The 18179-nt window shown below is 65.8% G+C and carries 14 protein-coding genes; 5 read left to right on the plus strand and 9 right to left on the minus strand.

The features are described 5' to 3' along the window. Positions 1-327 precede the first annotated feature (327 nt). Complete coding sequence (gene ilvD, locus ACNFCI_RS01920; protein WP_084853773.1) at positions 328-2169, plus strand: dihydroxy-acid dehydratase; 1842 nt, start codon at positions 328-330, stop codon at positions 2167-2169. 122 nt (positions 2170-2291) lie between these two features. Here the strand turns inward: ilvD and ACNFCI_RS01925 are convergent, their stop codons facing one another. Beyond that, on the minus strand, positions 2292-3347 hold the full coding sequence (locus tag ACNFCI_RS01925) for a phosphorylcholine phosphatase (protein WP_084853771.1): 1056 nt from the start codon (positions 3345-3347) through the stop codon (positions 2292-2294). 245 nt (positions 3348-3592) lie between these two features. On the opposite strand from ACNFCI_RS01925, the gene ACNFCI_RS01930 reads away from it, so the two are divergent. After that, positions 3593-4984, plus strand: coding sequence for an L-cystine transporter (locus tag ACNFCI_RS01930; RefSeq protein WP_324815665.1), 1392 nt, complete (start codon positions 3593-3595; stop codon positions 4982-4984). Between the two features lie 117 nt (positions 4985-5101). Here ACNFCI_RS01930 and ACNFCI_RS01935 read toward each other — a convergent pair whose 3' ends face one another. Further along, positions 5102-5617 (minus strand): dihydrofolate reductase, encoded by a 516-nt coding sequence (locus ACNFCI_RS01935; protein WP_324815668.1) that lies wholly within the window; start codon positions 5615-5617, stop codon positions 5102-5104. 53 nt (positions 5618-5670) lie between these two features. On the opposite strand from ACNFCI_RS01935, the gene ACNFCI_RS01940 reads away from it, so the two are divergent. Then, positions 5671-7062, plus strand: a complete 1392-nt coding sequence (locus tag ACNFCI_RS01940; RefSeq protein WP_084853766.1) for a DUF2868 domain-containing protein — start codon at positions 5671-5673, stop codon at positions 7060-7062. Then, a complete protein-coding gene (locus ACNFCI_RS01945; RefSeq protein WP_084853764.1) occupies positions 7055-8419 on the plus strand; it encodes a GTPase/DUF3482 domain-containing protein in 1365 nt (454 codons plus the stop codon). The genes ACNFCI_RS01940 and ACNFCI_RS01945 overlap by 8 nt, the downstream gene beginning before the upstream one ends. A 95-nt stretch (positions 8420-8514) precedes the next feature. Here the strand turns inward: ACNFCI_RS01945 and ACNFCI_RS01950 are convergent, their stop codons facing one another. The 5 genes from ACNFCI_RS01950 to ACNFCI_RS01970 all read right to left on the minus strand — a co-directional run bounded on the left by ACNFCI_RS01950 (position 8515) and on the right by ACNFCI_RS01970 (position 15649). Further along, positions 8515-9540 (minus strand): putative 2-aminoethylphosphonate ABC transporter substrate-binding protein, encoded by a 1026-nt coding sequence (locus tag ACNFCI_RS01950; RefSeq protein WP_084853763.1) that lies wholly within the window; start codon positions 9538-9540, stop codon positions 8515-8517. A gap of 30 nt (positions 9541-9570) precedes the next feature. Continuing rightward, positions 9571-11295 (minus strand): putative 2-aminoethylphosphonate ABC transporter permease subunit, encoded by a 1725-nt coding sequence (locus tag ACNFCI_RS01955; RefSeq protein ID WP_368828800.1) that lies wholly within the window; start codon positions 11293-11295, stop codon positions 9571-9573. A gap of 1 nt (position 11296) precedes the next feature. After that, positions 11297-12361, minus strand: coding sequence for a putative 2-aminoethylphosphonate ABC transporter ATP-binding protein (locus tag ACNFCI_RS01960; protein WP_324815679.1), 1065 nt, complete (start codon positions 12359-12361; stop codon positions 11297-11299). 155 nt (positions 12362-12516) lie between these two features. Continuing rightward, the gene (locus ACNFCI_RS01965) at positions 12517-13386 is read right to left on the minus strand and encodes a LysR family transcriptional regulator (RefSeq protein WP_084853757.1); all 870 of its coding nucleotides are present in this window, start codon (positions 13384-13386) and stop codon (positions 12517-12519) included. 10 nt (positions 13387-13396) lie between these two features. After that, complete coding sequence (locus tag ACNFCI_RS01970) at positions 13397-15649, minus strand: heavy metal translocating P-type ATPase (RefSeq protein WP_084853756.1); 2253 nt, start codon at positions 15647-15649, stop codon at positions 13397-13399. A gap of 125 nt (positions 15650-15774) precedes the next feature. Here ACNFCI_RS01970 and cadR point away from each other — a divergent pair, with 125 nt between their 5' ends. Continuing rightward, positions 15775-16218: a cadmium resistance transcriptional regulator CadR gene (gene cadR, locus ACNFCI_RS01975; protein WP_084853755.1), complete on the plus strand. Its 444-nt coding sequence runs from the start codon at positions 15775-15777 to the stop codon at positions 16216-16218. Between the two features lie 125 nt (positions 16219-16343). Here cadR and ACNFCI_RS01980 read toward each other — a convergent pair whose 3' ends face one another. Both ACNFCI_RS01980 and lgt read right to left on the minus strand, forming a co-directional pair. Next, positions 16344-17315 (minus strand): thymidylate synthase, encoded by a 972-nt coding sequence (locus ACNFCI_RS01980; RefSeq protein WP_084853753.1) that lies wholly within the window; start codon positions 17313-17315, stop codon positions 16344-16346. Between the two features lie 48 nt (positions 17316-17363). Next, entirely contained in the window at positions 17364-18173 is an 810-nt protein-coding gene (gene lgt / locus ACNFCI_RS01985; RefSeq protein ID WP_084853752.1) for a prolipoprotein diacylglyceryl transferase, read from the minus strand. Positions 18174-18179: the final 6 nt, after the last annotated feature.

Genomic DNA, 18179 nt, shown 5'->3' on the forward strand with positions numbered 1-18179 from the left:
TACGCCAAACCCTGTAGGAGCGGCCTTGCGCCGCGAAAGGGCCGCAACGCGGCCCCCTTTCCACTCAGCGATCCACTGCCTACGTCGCGATCCCCGAGGCAGAGGCCGCCGACCATCCATATGCCCATTCCCTCCGGGCGCCAGCGGTGTAGAATCGACCCATTCATCGCCAGTCATCCCCGGCGGGTTTATGAGCTCTGGTCGAGCCTGCGGCGATCCCGCGCGGTCTTCGACCCCATCCGTGCCAGCGGCAACCGGCCTCGGCGTCAAGGAAAAGAGAAGCTCACTCCCCTATTCGTGACCTGATTCAGCCGCCAGGAGTGCTTCATGCCTGATTATCGTTCCAAGACTTCCACCCAGGGCCGCAACATGGCCGGCGCCCGTGCATTGTGGCGCGCCACCGGGATGAAGGACGAAGACTTCAAGAAACCGATCATCGCCATCGCCAACTCGTTCACCCAGTTCGTCCCAGGGCACGTGCACCTGAAGGACCTGGGCCAGCTGGTGGCCCGCGAGATCGAACGCGCCGGTGGCGTGGCCAAGGAGTTCAACACCATCGCCGTCGACGATGGCATCGCCATGGGCCATGACGGCATGCTGTACTCGCTGCCGAGCCGCGAGATCATCGCCGACGCCGTGGAGTACATGGTCAACGCCCACTGCGCCGACGCCATCGTGTGCATCTCCAACTGCGACAAGATCACTCCCGGCATGCTGATGGCCGCCCTGCGCCTGAACATCCCGGTGATCTTCGTTTCCGGCGGCCCGATGGAAGCCGGCAAGACCAAGCTGGCCAGCCATGGCCTGGACCTGGTCGACGCCATGGTCATCGCCGCCGACTCCTCGGCATCCGACGAAAAAGTCGCCGAGTACGAGCGCAGCGCCTGCCCGACCTGCGGTTCCTGCTCCGGCATGTTCACCGCCAACTCCATGAACTGCCTGACCGAGGCCCTGGGCCTGGCCCTGCCGGGCAACGGCTCGACCCTGGCCACCCATGCCGATCGTGAACAGCTGTTCCTGACCGCCGGGCGCACCATCGTCGAGCTGTGCAAGCGCTACTACGGCGACAACGACACCTCGGTCCTGCCGCGCAACATCGCCAGCTTCAAGGCCTTCGAGAACGCCATGACGCTGGACATCGCCATGGGCGGTTCGACCAACACCATCCTGCACCTGCTGGCTGCGGCCCAGGAGGCCGAGGTGGACTTCGACCTGCGTGACATCGATCGCCTGTCGCGCAAGGTGCCGCAATTGTGCAAGGTGGCGCCGAACATCCAGAAGTACCACATGGAAGACGTGCACCGCGCCGGCGGCATCATCAGCATCCTCGGCGAGCTGGCCCGTGGCGGCCTGCTGCACACCGACCTGCCGACCGTGCACAGCCCGAGCATGGAAGAAGCCATCGCCAAGTGGGACATCACCCAGACCAACGATCCGGCCGTGCATGAATTCTTCAAGGCAGGCCCGGCCGGCATCCCGACCCAGGTTGCCTTCAGCCAGTCGACCCGCTGGCCGACCCTGGACACCGACCGCACCGAAGGCTGCATCCGCAGCGTCGAGCACGCCTACTCCCAGGAAGGTGGCCTGGCGGTGCTGTACGGCAATATCGCGATGGACGGTTGCGTGGTGAAGACGGCCGGTGTCGACGAGTCGATCCTGGTGTTCGAAGGCACGGCCAAGATCTTCGAGAGCCAGGACAGCGCCGTGCGCGGCATCCTCGCCGACGAAGTGAAGGCAGGCGACGTGGTCATCATCCGCTACGAAGGCCCGAAGGGCGGCCCTGGCATGCAGGAAATGCTCTACCCGACCTCGTACCTGAAGTCCAAGGGCCTGGGCAAGGCCTGCGCCCTGCTCACCGATGGCCGCTTCTCCGGCGGCACCTCGGGCCTGTCGATCGGCCACGCCTCGCCGGAAGCCGCTGCAGGGGGTGCCATCGGCCTGGTGCGTGATGGTGACAAGATCCTCATCGACATTCCCAACCGCTCGATCAACCTGTTGGTCAGCGACGAGGAACTGGCCCACCGGCGCATCGAGCAGGACAAGAAAGGCTGGAAGCCGGCCGAAGCCCGCCCACGCAAGGTGACCACCGCGCTGAAGGCGTATGCCCTGCTGGCCACCAGCGCCGACAAGGGTGCGGTGCGCAACAAGGCGATGCTCGAAGGGCTGTAAGGCCAAGAGGGCCGCTTCGCGGCCCTTTCGCGGCACAAGGCCGCTCCACAGAGGTCTGCGTGATCCCTGTATGAGCGGCCTTGTGCCGCGAAAGGGCTGCAAGGCTGCCCCAATGCACGGTGTTACTGGATCTGCTCCGGCGTCACGATCACCCAGTTCTTGTCCGCCGTCACCGGCAGCCCTTCCTTGGCCTGGGCCGCAGCGTTCTTGGCGATCATGCCGTTCATCTGGTCCATGTACTTGGCCTTGCGGTTGATCCACAGGTGGATGCCGCCCTTGCCTACATCCACACCATGGAACTGCATGTAGCCATCGCTGGTGGGCGTGTCGCCGCCGACCAGCACCGGTTTCTTCCACTGATCGATATAGGTGAGAATCGCGGCCTGCTTGCCCGCCATCCAGGTGGCTGGGGTCCACAGGTAGGGCGTCAGCTCCAGGTTCTGGTTGGCCTTCGGATCATAGGCCCCCTCGGCGATCTGCTTGCGCGCCGTGGTCAGCTGGCCATTGGCGCGGTCCTTGAGCAACAGGCTCACGCCGATGACGTTCTGCGGCTTGACGTTATAGCCGTACTTGGGATCGGAGGCGACCATCCGCACCAGTTCCTCGGACGCGGCGGAGATCACATAGACGTCGATGCCATTCTCCATCAGCTTGTTGAACAGCTCGGTCTGCCCGGTGAAGACCTTCGGCGGCTGCACCTCCATGCGCTTGACCTGGTCGCCCTCGAAATAGGTGGCAGGGATCGGCTTGCCGGCGGCCATCATCTCGTCGACCTGGACCTTCAGCTCCTTGAGGGTGAAGCCGGAAAACACCTGGGCAACCCAGGGGTAGCAGACCATGTCGTCGACTTCGCACAGCCGGTAGTAGTAGCTGAACAGGCTCTCCTTGTGCTCGGCGGTGTCCTTGAAGGGCATCAGCTTCAACGACGGGTCGAGCTTGTCACGGGTGATCAGGCCCTTGTTCTCCATGAACGGCAGCAGGGCTTCTTCCAGATCGAAGCGGTAGCTGGTGTTGTCCATGTCGAAGACTGCGTAGTTACCTTTGTTGGCATTGGCCGCAATCATGCTGTCCAACTGCTTGGCGGCCTCTGCGGGCCAGTGCTTGAGCTCGGTGGCCCATGTCTCGACGCTGAGCAGCAGGGCCAGGCCCGCAGCGAGGACTTTCGGAGCAGACTTCATTGCAAGTTCTCCTGAACAGTGGATCTGCAACGCTAGACAAAGCCCTCCTTGCACAAGGCTCCGACAACGACCTTCAACCTGCTTGAAGCGCCACCTGAGATCCCAAAAACGACACCCGCATATTCCAATAACGACTAAGCAAATTCGATTTAGATATAATTTCGTTTGTTTTCAGGCTGTTAGCATTTCCGTTCGCAATCGCTCATCCAGAGGCGGTGCCCCTTCTGCTTTACCCTGGAGCTTCAATGAACCTGCCGTTGTCACTCAACCTGCTGGCGTTCCTGGCCTTGCTGCTGGGCCTGGCGCAAACCCGCCGTACCGACTGGAGCCTGGCGAAGAAAGTACTGCTCGGCCTGGTACTGGGCGTACTGTTCGGCCTGGTGCTGCACACCTTCTACGGCGCCGGCCATCCGGTCCTCAAGGCCACCATCGGCTGGCTCGACCTGGTCGGCAACGGCTACGTCGGCCTGTTGCAGATGATCGTCATGCCGCTGATCTTCGCCTCGATCCTCAGCGCCGTGGCGCGCCTGCACAATGCCTCCTCGCTGGGCAGGATCAGCGTGCTGAGCATCGGCACGCTGCTGCTGACCACCGCCATCGCCGCACTGGTCGGCATCGTCCTGACCAACCTGTTCGGCCTCAGCGCCGAGGGGCTGGTCGCCGGTGCCCAGGAAAGCGCCCGCCTGCAGGCCATCCACAGCGACTATGCCGGTAAGGTCGCCGACCTCAACATCCCGCAGCTGCTGTTGTCGTTCATCCCCAGCAACCCGGTGGGCGACCTGGCGCGGGCCAAGCCGACCTCGATCATCAGCGTGGTGATCTTCGCCGTGTTCCTGGGCCTGGCAGCGCTGCAGCTGATCAAGGACGATGCCGACAAGGGCAGCCGCGCCCTGGCCGCGATCGATACCCTGCAAGCCTGGGTGATGCGCCTGGTGCGCCTGGTGATGAAACTCACCCCCTACGGTGTGTTGGCGTTGATGACCAAGATGGTGGCCAGCTCCAACCTGGATGACATTCTCAAGCTGGGCAGCTTCGTGGTGGTCTCGTACCTCGGCCTGGGCCTGATGTTCGTGGTCCACGGCCTCGTCCTGACCGCGACCGGCGTCAGCCCGCTGCGCTTCTTCCGTAAAGTCTGGCCGGTACTGACGTTCGCCTTCACCAGCCGTTCCAGCGCCGCGAGCATCCCGCTGAACATCGAGGCGCAGACCCGTCGCCTGGGTGTGCCGCAGTCGATCGCCAGCTTCAGCGCCTCGTTCGGCGCGACCATCGGCCAGAACGGCTGCGCCGGCCTGTACCCCGCCATGCTGGCGGTGATGGTCGCCCCGGCGGTGGGCATCGATACCTTCGATCCGCTGTGGATCGCCACCCTGGTGGCCATCGTCACCCTCAGCTCGGCGGGCGTGGCCGGCGTCGGCGGCGGCGCGACCTTCGCCGCGCTGATCGTGCTGCCGGCCATGGGCCTGCCGGTGGAACTGGTGGCGCTGCTGATCTCGGTGGAGCCGCTGATCGACATGGGCCGCACGGCGTTGAACGTGAATGGGTCGATGATGGCGGGAGTGGTGACCAGCCAGCTGTTGAAAGAGACCGACAAGGAGGTGCTGGCAGGCGACGAGCATGCGCAGCTGAATCAATCCTGAGGCTTTGGGGCCGCTGCGCGGCCCTTTCGCGGCGCAAGGCCGCTCCTACAGATAGCGCGCAGCGGGTGTAGGAGCGGCCTTGTGCCGCGAAAGGGCTGCAAAGCAGCCCCAGCGCGTTCAAACCCGATCCCACACCTCGAAATGATAGGCGGGCTTGCCTTCCTCCACCTGCGGCTCACTCGACATCAGCGCCCATTGCGCCTTGTCGAACTCAGGGAACCAGGCATCCCCCTCCGGCGATAGCTCCACCCGGGTCAGGTACATCCGGTTCACCAGCCCTTTCTCCAGCGCCTGCCCATACAGCTGGGCGCCACCGATCAGCATCAGTTCGCCAACCCCGTGCTCCCGCGCCCACTGCTCGGCGCGCGCCACCGCGGCCTCCAGCGACGGGAACACTTCGGCCCCGGCCAGCACCAGCCCCGGCTGGCGGCTGACCACGATGTTCAGCCGCCCCGGCAGCGGCCGCCCGAGCGAGTCCCAGGTCTTGCGCCCCATGATGATCGGCTTGCCCAGGGTGGTGGCCTTGAAGTACTTGAAATCCCCCGGCAGGTGCCAGGGCATGGAATTGTCGATGCCGATCACGCGGTTCTCGGCGAGCGCCGCGATCAGGCTGAGAGGGAGTGATGTATTCATGCTGGCGAGGATAGCACCCAGCGCCTGGGTTATGCTTTGCCCTGACCTGCGCAATGGAAGAGCTCGTGACTGCACCCACCCGATTCGACAAACGCTGGCTCACCGAAGCGGTGCGCCTGCGTGAAGAACAGGCCGGCCCCCTGGAGGACCAGGAAGCCAACCGTCGCGCCCGCCAGCAAGGTGGCGACCTGGCGGCGCGCATCGAAACCCGCGCCCTGTGGCTGGCCGAACGCGATGGCATGGCCGACGCCCTGCGCCATTGGAAACAAGGCGCGCGCCTGGCCTTGCTGGCCCTGTTGCTGCTTGCCACCCTCAGCGGCGCAGGCCTGGGCCTGGCGGCCCTGGGCGATGGCCAGCGCCCGGTGAATGTGTTCTGGGCCTTGGGCAGCCTGCTTGGCCTGAACCTGTTGATGCTGCTGGGCTGGGCAGCGGGCCTGCTGCTGGCCGGCGAGCAGGGTGCGGGCCTTGGCCGCCTGTGGCTTTGGCTCAGCGAACGCCTGGCGCGCGACGCCAAGGCCGCGCACCTGGCTCCGGCCCTGCTGGTGATGCTGCAGCGCCAACGCCTTGATCGCTGGCTGCTGGGCGTGCTGGTGCACGGCCTGTGGCTGCTGGCGATGGCGGTCGCGCTGGGCATGCTGCTGGCCCTGCTGGCCACCCGACGCTACGGCTTCGTCTGGGAAACCACCCTGCTGGCCGCCGAGCCCTTCATTGGCCTGACCCAGGCCTTGGGCGCACTGCCGTCGCTGCTGGGCTTCGCCGTGCCAGACGAGGCCATGATCCGCGCCAGCGGCGACACCTCGCCAGCGCTGGAGCTGGCGCGCCAGGCCTGGGCCAGCTGGCTGCTTGGCGTGGTGCTGGTGTATGGGCTGTTGCCACGCCTGCTCTTGACCGCCCTGTGCCTGTGGCGTTGGCGCCAGGGGCGCGAACGCCTGGCCCTGGACCTGAACCTGCCGGGCTACAGCCAACTGCGCGATGTGCTGATGCCCAGCAGCGAGCGGCTCGGCGTGCAGGATGCGGCCCCCGAGGCCCTGCCGCAGTTCCAGGCAGCCCAGCGCGACACCCAGGACGGCGGCGCCCTGTTGGTCGGCCTGGAGTTGGACGACCAACGCCCCTGGCCACCGGCCTTGCCCCATAGCATCGGCAATGCCGGCGTGCTCGACAGTCGCGAGTCACGCCACAAGCTGTTGGAGCAGCTCAGCCGCTTCCCGCCGGCACGCCTGGCCATCGCCTGCGACCCGCGCCGCTCGCCGGATCGCGGCAGCCTCGCGCTGTTGGCCGAGCTGGCACGCAACGCCGGTGCCACACGGATCTGGTTGCTCCAAGCCCTTCCCGGCCAGGCGCTGGATGCCGACCGCCTGGGCGACTGGCACGACGCCCTCGACCGCCTCGGCCTGCCCCACGCCGACACCGCGCCCTTGACCTGGCTGGAGCATGGCCATGACTGAGCCCCTGAAGCTGGCCGTGGTCGGCCATACCAACGTCGGCAAGACATCCTTGCTACGCACCCTGACCCGTGACGTCGGCTTCGGCGAGGTATCCCATCGCCCCAGCACCACCCGCCATGTGGAGGGCGCACGCTTGTCGGTGGATGGCCAGCCCTTGCTCGAGCTGTACGACACACCTGGGCTGGAAGACGCCATCGCCCTGCTCGATTACCTGGAGCGCCTGGAACGCCCCGGCGAACGCCTGGATGGCCCGGCGCGACTGGAGCGCTTCCTGCAGGGCAGCGAGGCCCGCCAGCGCTTCGAGCAGGAAGCCAAGGTACTGCGACAGCTGCTGGCCAGCGATGCCGGGCTCTACGTGATCGATGCCCGCGAGCCGGTGCTGGCCAAGTACCGCGACGAACTGGAAGTCCTGGCCAGTTGCGGCAAGCCGCTGTTGCCGGTGCTCAACTTCGTCGCCAGCAGCCAGCACCGCGAGCCGGAGTGGCGCGAGGCCTTGGCCCGCCTGGGCTTGCACGCGCTGGTGCGGTTCGACAGCGTGGCGCCACCGGAGGATGGCGAGCGCCGTCTGTATGAGAGCTTGGCCTTGCTGCTCGAAGATGCCCGCCCTGCACTGCAACGCCTGATCGATGACCAGCAGGCCCAGCGCCTGGCCCGGCGCCAGGGTGCCAGGCGCCTGGTCGCCGAGCTGCTGCTCGACTGCGCCGCCTGCCGGCGCAGCGTAGCCGCCGAGCCGGCCGCCGAGGCCCGGGCCATCGAAACCCTGCGCCACGATGTGCGCCAACGGGAGCAACGCTGCGTCGAGGCGCTGCTCAAGCTCTACGCCTTCCGTCGCGAGGACGCCCATGCCAGCGACCTGCCCTTGCTGGACGGGCGCTGGGGGGACGATCTCTTCAACCCCGAAACCCTCAAGCTGCTCGGCGTACGCCTGGGCAGCGGCGTCGCGGCCGGTGCCGCCGCCGGTGCCGGGGTGGACCTGTTGGTGGGCGGCCTGACCCTGGGCGCCGCGGCGCTGGCCGGGGCCATTGCCGGCGGTGCGCTGCAGACGGCGCGCAACTATGGGTCGCGGTTGATGGGCAAGCTCAAGGGCCAGCGTGAGCTGACCGTGGACGACACCGTGCTGCGCCTGCTGGCGTTGCGCCAACAGCAGCTGATCGCAGCCCTCGACAGCCGCGGGCACGCGGCGCAAGACAGCATTCGCCTGGGTCAACCGGATGAAAGCACCTGGCGCGAGGGCAAGCTGCCCGAAGCACTCAAGCGTGCGCGGGCGCATCCGCAGTGGTCGTCGCTCAACCCTGGGGCGCGGCTCAACCAGACCGAACGGCAGGAGCAGCTCGAAGCCTTGGTGAAGGACCTTTAGGCCCAATCGCCGGCAAGCCGGCTCCCCCGGAGATGACCAAGGCCCGGTGGGAGCCGGCTTGCCGGCGATTCGAGGCCGCAGGCCTCGCAGAACGTTTACTGCTGGGCCACCTTCTCCGACTTGCCGTCATAGCGTTTGCGCCACTCGGCGAGAATCTCGTCGCGGTTCTTCGACGCCCAGGCAAAATCGTTCTTGATCAGGCGCTGCTCGTAGTCCGCCGGCAACTCGGTCTGCGGCTTGGCGATACCCGGCGCGGCCAGTACGGCGAAGTTCTCCTTGTACAGCTCCATGGCGGCCGGGCTTGCCGAGAAGTCGGCCAGGCGTTTGGCCGCATCGGCCTTCGGCGACCCCTTGATCACGGCGGTGGCCTCGATCTCCCAGCCCAGGCCTTCCTTCGGCAGGACGATGTCCAGCGGCGCGCCCTGGCGCTTGAGCTGCACGGCCGGGTACTCGAACGAGATACCGATCGGGAATTCACCGGCTGCCGCCAGCTTGCACGGTTTGGACCCGGAATGGACGTACTGGCCGATGTTCTGGTGCAGGGCGTCCATGTAGGCCCAGCCCTGCGGCTCGCCAAAGGTCTGCAACCAAGCGCTGACATCCAGGAAGCCCGTGCCGGACGAGGCCGGGTTGGGCATGACGATCTTGCCCTTGTACTCAGGCTTGGTCAGGTCCTGCCAGCTCACCGGCTTGCTCAGCCCCTGCTTCTCGGCCTCGATGGTGTTGAAGCAGAGAGTCGCGGCCCAGACGTCCATGCCGACCCAGGCCGGCGGGTTGGCCGCATCCCGGTAGTTCGGCGAGATCTTGCCCAGGTCTTTGGGCGCATAGGCTTCGAGCATGCCGTTCTGGTCGAGGATCGCCAGGCTGGAGGCCGCCAGGCCCCAGACCACATCGGCCTGCGGACGGTCCTTCTCGGCCAGCAGCTTGGCGGTGATGATGCCGGTGGAGTCGCGCACCCACTTGATCTCGATGTCCGGGTTGGCCTTCTCGAAGGCCTGCTTGTAGCGCTTGAGCTGCTCGGCCTCCAGGGCCGTGTACACGGTCAGCTGGGTCGCGGCAGCCGAAGCCTGCAGGCTGAACACGGCGGATACGGCAGCGACAAGTGCGAGGGGCTTGAACATGATGCGGTTCCTTACAGGGTTGGCAGTCGGTCAGTGGCCGGGGGCGCGCTGGCGCCAGGCCTGGGAGCGGCGCAGCAGGCCGCGGGAAGCACCGGCCAGCAGCAGCGAGGCCGTCGCGCTGGTCAGCAGGATCAGGGTCGACATGGCGGCAGCGCCGCCCACGTTGCCGGCGTCGTCCATGTTCAACACGGCGACGGCGGCGAGGATGGTGTCGGGGCTGTACAGGAAGATCGCCGCCGACACCGTGGTCATCGCCGAGACGAACAGGTAGCGGATGATGTCCAGCAGCGCCGGCAGGCAGATCGGCACGGTGACCCGGGCAAAATGCTTGTACAGCGGCGCCTTGAGCGACAGTGCAGCGGCCTCGAACTCGCCGTCGAGCTGGCGCAGCGCGGTGGTCGCGGTCATCTGCGCGGTGGTCAGGTAGTGGGCAATGGTGCATACCACCAGCAGCGCCATGCCGCCATAGAACACGTGCAGCGGGTTGCCTGCCAGGTTGAAGAAGAACACGTAGCCCAGGCCCAGCACCAACCCAGGCACGGCCATGGGGATGAAGCTCAGCAGGCGCAAGGCCTGGTTTAGCAGCCGTTGGCCCTGGGTCTTCTCCATCAGGTAGGCGCCGGTGAAGATCACCACGCTGCCGATCAGCGAGGTGGCCACGGCCATGGTCACGCTGTTGCGATAGGCCAGCCAGCCGCCACCGGCGGTGTCGTCGAACAGGTAGTGCTTGAACGACAGCGACAGGTTATAGGGCCAGAATTTGACCAGCGACGAATACACCGCCATGCCGATGACCAGCAGCAGCACCGCGCACACCAGCAACACGATGACCAGGAAGCAGGCGTCACGGCTGCGCGAAGGCTTGGGCTGGAACACCTGGGCACGGCCACTCATCGCTTCGCCCTGGCGACGACGCAGCCAGGCATCCACGGCAAAGCTCAGCAGCGCCGGCACCAGCAGGACCATGCCGATCAGCGCGCCACGGCCGAACTGCTGCTGGCCCACCACAGCCTTGTAGGCCTCCAGCGCCAGCACCTGGTAGTCGCCGCCCACCACCACCGGCACACCGAAATCAGTGATGGTCAAGGTGAACACCAGGCAGAACGCGGCGAACACCGCCTGGCGCGTGCCCGGCCAGGTGACGCTGCGAAACGCCCGCCAGGGCCCCGCGCCCATGCTCGAGGCAGCATCGAACAGCCGGGCATCGGCCAGCGACAGTGCCGAGAGCAGGATCATCAAGGCATGGGGGAAGGTGTAGATGGCCTCGCCCAGGACAATGCCCCAGAAGCCATAGACGTTGTCGGTCAACAACCCGCGCAGCAAACCCTGGTTGCCGAACAGGTACACCAGGGCGATGGCCGGCAACATCGACGGCGCCAGCAGTGGCAACAGGGAAATCCCGCGCCACAGGCCCTTGGCCGGTATCAGGGTGCGTTGCAGGGCGTAGGCGAACAGGTAGGCCAGCGGCACGACGATGGCTGCGACACTGAAGGCGACCTTGAGGCTGTTGCCCAGCAACCAGTGGAAATTCTCACTGGCGAACAGCTCGCGGGCCGCAACCAGGCCGCCACCTTGGCCGGCCTCGCCATTGAAGCCGCGCCAGAAGATCGCCAACAACGGCATCAGCACGGCGAGGATGAGCAGGGCCAGCAACAGACTCTTGCCGCCGACGACGAACAGGCGATCCCCCAGGGTCACACCACTGCGGGGCGCAACCTTGGCCTGGGCGATCGGCACGGACATGGGCGCGGCCATCTCAGGCAAAGACCTGCAGGCTGCGCGGTGGCAGAGCCACCCAGATGTCCTGGGACCCCAGGCGCGGCATGGCCTCGGGGGCCACTTCCGCCAGCAGGGAATGGCCTGGCAGGGCCTTGAGCTCGAAGCTCATGCGGCAGCGGTTGCCGAGGAAGGTGATTTCCCGTACCAGGGCCGGGAACAGGTTTTCCTCATGCACCGGCGGGTTGACGGTGATCGCCTCCGGCCGGCAGAACAGGCGGCCACTGCCAGCCTGCACGACGCCCGGTGCCAGGCGCATGTTCACGTCACCGACCTGGGCGTGATGCTCGCCGCTGCGCTGGAATGGCAGCCAGTTGCCCTGGCCGACGAACTCGGCGACGAAGGGTGTGGCGGGTTGGTCGTAGATTTCCTGCGGTGTGGCGTACTGCTCGACCTGGCCGTGGTTCATCACGGCGATGCGGTCGGCCATCAGCATGGCTTCGTCCTGGTTGTGAGTCACCATCAAGGTGGTGATGCCCAGCTGACGCTGCAGCTGGCGCAGCTCGGTGCACAGGTGCTCGCGCACGCGGGCATCGAGGGCCGACATCGGCTCGTCGAGCAACAGCAGCGAAGGCGCCGGCGCCAGGGCGCGGGCCAGCGCCACGCGCTGTTGTTGGCCGCCGGACAACTGGCCGGGGTACTTCTTCTCGCTGCCGGAAAGGCCGACCAGCTCGAGCATCTCGGCCACTCGATGGCGGGCCTCTTCGCGGCTGCAGCCGGTCAGGCCGTAGGCGATGTTGGCCTCGACGGTGAGGTTGGGGAACAGCGCGTAGGACTGGAACAGGATGCCGTAGTCACGGGCCTGGGGCGGCAGCTCGGAGATGTCGCGCTCGCCGATGTACAGCTCGCCGCGATCCTGGCGCTCCAGGCCGGCGATGCAACGCAGCAGAGTGGTCTTGCCACAGCCCGAGGGGCCGAGCAGGCAGACCAGCTCGCCTGCGGCGATGTCCAGGGACACATCGTTCAGCGCGGTGAAGGCGCCGAAGCGCTTGTGGATACCGCGCACTTTCATTTGTGCGCCCGGGGTGGTGATAGCGTTGTTCATGACAGGGCCTCATCGAACAGATGGGCCCATGCTAGGAACTCAATGCGAAGGTTATGTGGCTAGGAGGCAAAAGCAGCCGATAGTGCTATTCAAAAATTTTGTAATGAATTCACCGGCCCTTTCGCAGGTTTACCCGCGAAGAAGCCAACACCGATCTAGAACTGCGACCCAACCACCTCTTGCGCCACGCCCAGGAAGGCCGCTGGCAACCTGGCCTGGCGCCGCTCCTTGAGGCAATACAGGTATTCATGCATCACCGGGGCATTGTCCAGCGCCAGCACCCGCAGCTCCGGGTTATGCGGCACTTCATGGCGGGCGATGATGCTGATGCCGATGTTGCGCAACACCGCCTCGCGGATCGACTCGCGGCTGCCGATCTCCAGCAGCGTCCCGCCACCGATCCCGGCCTCCTCGAGCATCCGTTCGGTCAGCTTGCGGGTGGTCGAGCCCTGCTCGCGCATCAACAGGCAGTGTCCGGCCAGCGTCTCGATCGACACCGTTTCCCGATGGGCCAACGGGTGATTGCGGTGCACCGCCACCACCAGCGGGTCGGCACCCAGCACCTTGCGCACCAGGCGGTTGTCCTCCACCAGCTGCGACGATGCCGCAATGTCCACTCGGTAGTCCTCGAGCATTTCCAGCACCTGCTGGGAGTTGCCGATCTCCACCGTCAGCTCCACCTGGGGCAGGCGTTCGCGGAAGACCTTCACCAGGTCGAGGATGTAGTACGGTGCAGTGGCAGCGATGCGCAAGCCGCCCTGGGCCTGGCCGCTGTTGCGCAGTTCGAACTCGATGTCGGCTTCCTGCTGGAGCAGCGCCTTGACCATCGGCAGCAACCGTGCGCCCTCCTCGCTCAGCACCAGGCGCCGCCCGCCACGGTAGAACAGCTCCACCGCGTACTGGCTCTCCAGGTTGCGGATCTGCGTGGTCACCGTGGGCTGGCTGAGCCCGAGCTTCTTTGCGGCCAGGGTAATGCTGCCCAGGCGGGCCACCATGTAGAAAGCCTTGAGCTCGGCGCTCAGCATCGCGAAACCTCTATTTGCGCAGCAGGCGCAAGCCGTTGAACACCACCAGCAGGCTTACGCCCATGTCGGCGAACACCGCCATCCACATGGTCGCCAGGCCGGCGAAAGTGATCGCCAGGAAAATCGCCTTGATACCCAGGGCCAGCACGATGTTCTGGGTGAGTATCGCCGCACTTTGGCGCGACAGCCTGACGAAGGCGGGGATTTTGCGCAAGTCGTCGTCCATCAGTGCCACATCGGCGGTCTCGATGGCGGTGTCGGTGCCCGCGGCCGCCATGGCGAAACCGATCTCGGCACGGGCCAGGGCCGGTGCGTCGTTTATGCCATCGCCGACCATACCCACACGATGCCCCTGGGCATACAGCTGCTCGATGCTGCCGAGCTTGTCCGCAGGCAGCAGGTTGCCCTCGGCGCGGTCGATGCCCACCTGGGCGGCGATGGCCTGGGCCGTGTGCGGATTGTCGCCGGTCAGCATGACAGTCTTGATGCCCAGCGCGTGCAGTTCGGCGATGGCCTGGCGGCTGCTGTCCTTGACCGTGTCGGCCACGGCGAACAGCGCCAGCGGGCCGGAGCCGTCGAGCAGCAGCACCACTGTCTTGCCTTGGCGCTCCAGTTGATCCAGCTCGGCCTCGAGCGCTGGCGAGCACAGGCCCAGCTCCTCGACCAGGCGATGGTTGCCCAGGTGATAGCGCACGCCGCCGATTTCACCGCGCACGCCACGGCCGGCCAGGGCGGTGAATTCGCCGACCTCTTCCAAGGCCAGGCCTTGCGCTCGCGCCAGCTCGGCGATGGCCCCAGAAACCGGATGGTCGGAGCGCGCCGCGAGGCTCGCGGCCAAGGCCTGGGCACGGCCTTCGAACAACGGATCGAGGACTTTGCTGTCGGTCTGCACCGGCTTGCCATGGGTGATGGTGCCGGTCTTGTCCAGGGCGAGGAAGTCCAGCTTGCGGCCGCCCTCCAGGTAGACTCCGCCCTTGATCAGGATGCCCTTGCGCGCCGCGGCGGCCAGGCCGCTGACGATGGTCACCGGCGTGGAGATCACCAGTGCGCACGGGCATGCCACCACCAGCAGCACCAGGGCACGGTAGATCCAGTCGAACCAGGCGCCGGCCATGAACAACGGCGGGATGATCGCCACCGCCAGGGCCACGACGAATACCGCCGGCGTGTAGATACGCGAGAACTGGTCGACGAAGCGCTGGGTCGGTGCCCGGGCGCCCTGGGCCTCTTCGACGGCCTTGATGATGCGCGCCAGGGTCGACTGGCCGGCCAGGGCCGTGACGCGGTACTCCAGCGCGCCGGCCTGGTTGATGGTACCGGCGAACAGCTTGTCGCCCACCGCCTTTTCGACCGGCAGGCTTTCGCCGGTGATCGGCGCCTGATCGACGCTCGATTGCCCGCTGACCACTTCGCCATCCAGACCGATGCGCTCGCCCGGGCGCACCCGCACCAACGCCCCCAAGGCCACCTCGCGAACCTCCACCTCACGCCACTGGCCATCGGCCTGTCGTACCGTAGCCATGTCCGGGCTCAGTTGCATCAAGCCACCGATGGCGTTGCGGGCACGGTCCAGCGAACGTGCCTCGATCAGTTCGGCGACCGTGAACAACACCATGACCATGGCCGCTTCCGGCCATTGGCCGATCAACACCGCGCCGGTGACGGCGATGCTCATCAAGGCGTTGATGTTGAGGTTGCGGTTCTTCAGGGCGATCCAGCCCTTCTTGTAGGTCCCCAGGCCACAGCCCAGGATGGCCACCAGCGCCAGGGCGGCAACGACCCATTCCGGCGCCAGGTCAGCGAAGTGCACCACCTCGGCGGCGATCGCCGCCACGCCGGAAAGCGCCAGCGGCCACCAACGGGTCTTGCCGGGCTGCGGCGCGGTGTGGGTACCGTCGTCCTCGCTGGCCAGGAGCTCGGCATGCATGCCCAGGCTGTCGATGGCCTGTTCGATCTCGGCGGTGCCGCCCAGGGTGTGATGCACACCGAGCACCCGGTTGATCAGGTTGAATTCCAGTTGCTCGACCCCGGCCAGCTTGCCGAGCTTGTCCTGGATCAGGCTCTGCTCGGTAGGGCAGTCCATCGCCTCGATGCGGAAGCGGCTGAGCCGAGCGCCGGCACTGGCCGCTTGGGTCAGTTTCACCCTGGCAGGTGCCGCCGCGGCGCTGCAGCAACTGTGGGCGTGGGCATCATGGCGATGGCCTTCCTGGCCGTGGTCATGGGCGTGGTCATGCGTGTGTTCATGGCTGACAGGCTGGTTCATGGACGCGTCCTTAACTGAGCACTGGCCTTTGTAGGCGTGGGCAAGCCCGCGTCTACAAAGTGGATTGTTGCCAAGTGAACACCCTGTAGCCACTATAGGGTCAACCCCTCCCCTGGAGATTCGCCATGAAGATCGGAGAACTGGCCAAGGCCACCGATTGCGCCGTGGAGACCATCCGTTACTACGAGCGCGAGCAATTGCTGCCGGAACCGGCACGCACCGAAGGCAACTACCGGCTCTACACCCAGGCCCATGTGGAGCGACTGACCTTCATCCGCAATTGCCGCACACTGGACATGACCCTGGACGAGATCCGCAGCCTGCTGACGCTACGTGACAGCCCCGATGGCTCGTGCGGCAGCGTCAATGCGCTGATCGACGAACATATCGAGCATGTGCAGGCGCGGATCGATGGATTGATGGCGTTGCAGGCGCAACTGGTGGAGTTGCGCCAGCGATGCAATGCCAAAGGGTCGGAGTGCGCGATCCTGCAACAGTTGGAGACGAACGGGGCGGTATCGGTGCCCGAGACCGAACACTCGCATGTGGGGCGCAGCCACGGACATTGATCTTGCGGCCCATCGCGGGACAAGCCCGCTCCCACAGACACAGCACAAGATCAGGATCGGCGCCAAACCTGTAGGAGCGGGCTTGCCCCGCGATGGGCTGCGCAGCAGCCCCGACGATCCAGAGGTCAGACCGCCATCGGCGCCGTCATCGGCGCATGGTGCTCGTACCCTTCCAGCCAAAAGTCGCTCGGCTCGATCTGCTCCAGCCACTCGGGCTCGTATTTGCCCGTCTCGGCAAAGGCCGGTACCCGGTCGCTGATCACCAGCTTCGGCGCTGCCAGCGGCTCGCGCTTCATCTGCTCGTTCAACATGTCCAGGTGGTTCTCGTACACATGGGCATCGCCGATGAAGTAGGTGAACCAGCGTGGGGTATAGCCGGTCAGGCGGCCGAACAGCGACAGCAGCGCTGCGCCCTCGGTCAGGTTGAACGGCGTGCCCAGGCCCAGGTCGTTGGAGCGGATGTAGAGGGTCAGGGAGATTTCCCGCGTCTCGACATTGGGGTGGAACTGGTACAGCAGGTGGCACGGCGGCAGCGCCATTTCATCGAGCTGGGCGCAGTTCCAGCCGTGGAACAGGATGCGCCGGCTGCCCGGGTCGTTGGCGATGGTGTCCAGGCACTGGCGCACCTGGTCGATGGCCTTGTACAGGATGACGAACGCCTGGCCGTCTTCCTCGTCCTGGGCGATCCGGCGGAAACCTGCCTTCTCGGCCATTTCGATGGCAGCCGGGTTGCTCAGCGGGATGCGCTTGTAGCCCGGCCACTGGCGCCACTGCACACCGTAGATCTCGCCGAGGTCGTCATGGCCCTGGCGGAACGGGTTGGCCAGCCACTGGGCATTTTCGTTGGCGTTCTGGTCCCAGACCTTGCAGCCCAGCTCGCGGAACTGGCCGGCGTTCTTCACGCCGCGCAGGAAGCCCACCATCTCGCCGATCGCCGACTTGAACGCCAGCTTGCGCGTGGTGATGGCCGGGAAGCCCTTTTGCAGGTCGAAACGCAGCATGGCGCCCGGCAGGCTGATGGTGCGGATACCGGTGCGGTTTTCCTGCAACGTGCCGTTTTCGATGACGTCGCGGACCAGGTCTAGATACTGTTTCATGGCTTACCTGTAGCAAGAACGGCAGGAGGATCGCCCCTGCCGTGAGAGTCAAACGGTGGCCTTGGCCGTCGGTTTACGGTTGTAGGCCCACCAGATCAGGAAGATGCCGCCGACGATCATCGGCACGCAGAGCAGCTGACCCATGGTCAACCAGCCGAAGGCGATGTAGCCCAGCTGGGCGTCGGGCACCCGCACGAATTCCACGATGAAGCGGAAGATGCCGTAGAACAATGCGAACATGCCGGAGACGGCCATGGTCGGGCGCGGCTTGCGCGAGTACAGCCAGAGGATGACGAATAATGCCACACCTTCGAGGGCGAACTGATACAGCTGCGACGGGTGACGCGGCAGCTGGGCCGGGTCGCTGAACGGCGGGAAGACCATCGCCCAGGGCACGTCGGTGGCCTTGCCCCATAGTTCGGCATTGATGAAGTTGCCGATGCGCCCGGCGCCCAGGCCGATCGGCACCAGTGGGGCGACGAAATCCATCAGTTCGAAGAACGACTTGTTGTTGCGCTTGCCGAACCACAGCGCCGCCAGCATCACGCCGATGAACCCGCCATGGAATGACATGCCGCCCTTCCACACTTCTAAGATCAAGGTCGGGTTGGCCAGGTACTGGTGCAGGTCATAGAACAGCACGTAGCCCAGGCGCCCGCCGACGATCACGCCCATCGACAGCCAGAACACCAGGTCGGAGAGTTTTTCGCGGGTCCAGGTGGGGTCGAAGCGGTTCAGCCGACGCGAGGCGAGCAGCCAGGCACCGCCGATGCCGATCAGGTACATCAACCCGTACCAATGGATTTTCAGCGGACCGATGGCCACGGCCACGGGGTCGATCTGCGGGTAAGGCAGCATGGTGGT

Source organism: Pseudomonas sp. NY15356 (genome assembly GCF_048068175.1).
GTDB lineage: Bacteria > Pseudomonadota > Gammaproteobacteria > Pseudomonadales > Pseudomonadaceae > Aquipseudomonas > Aquipseudomonas putida_K.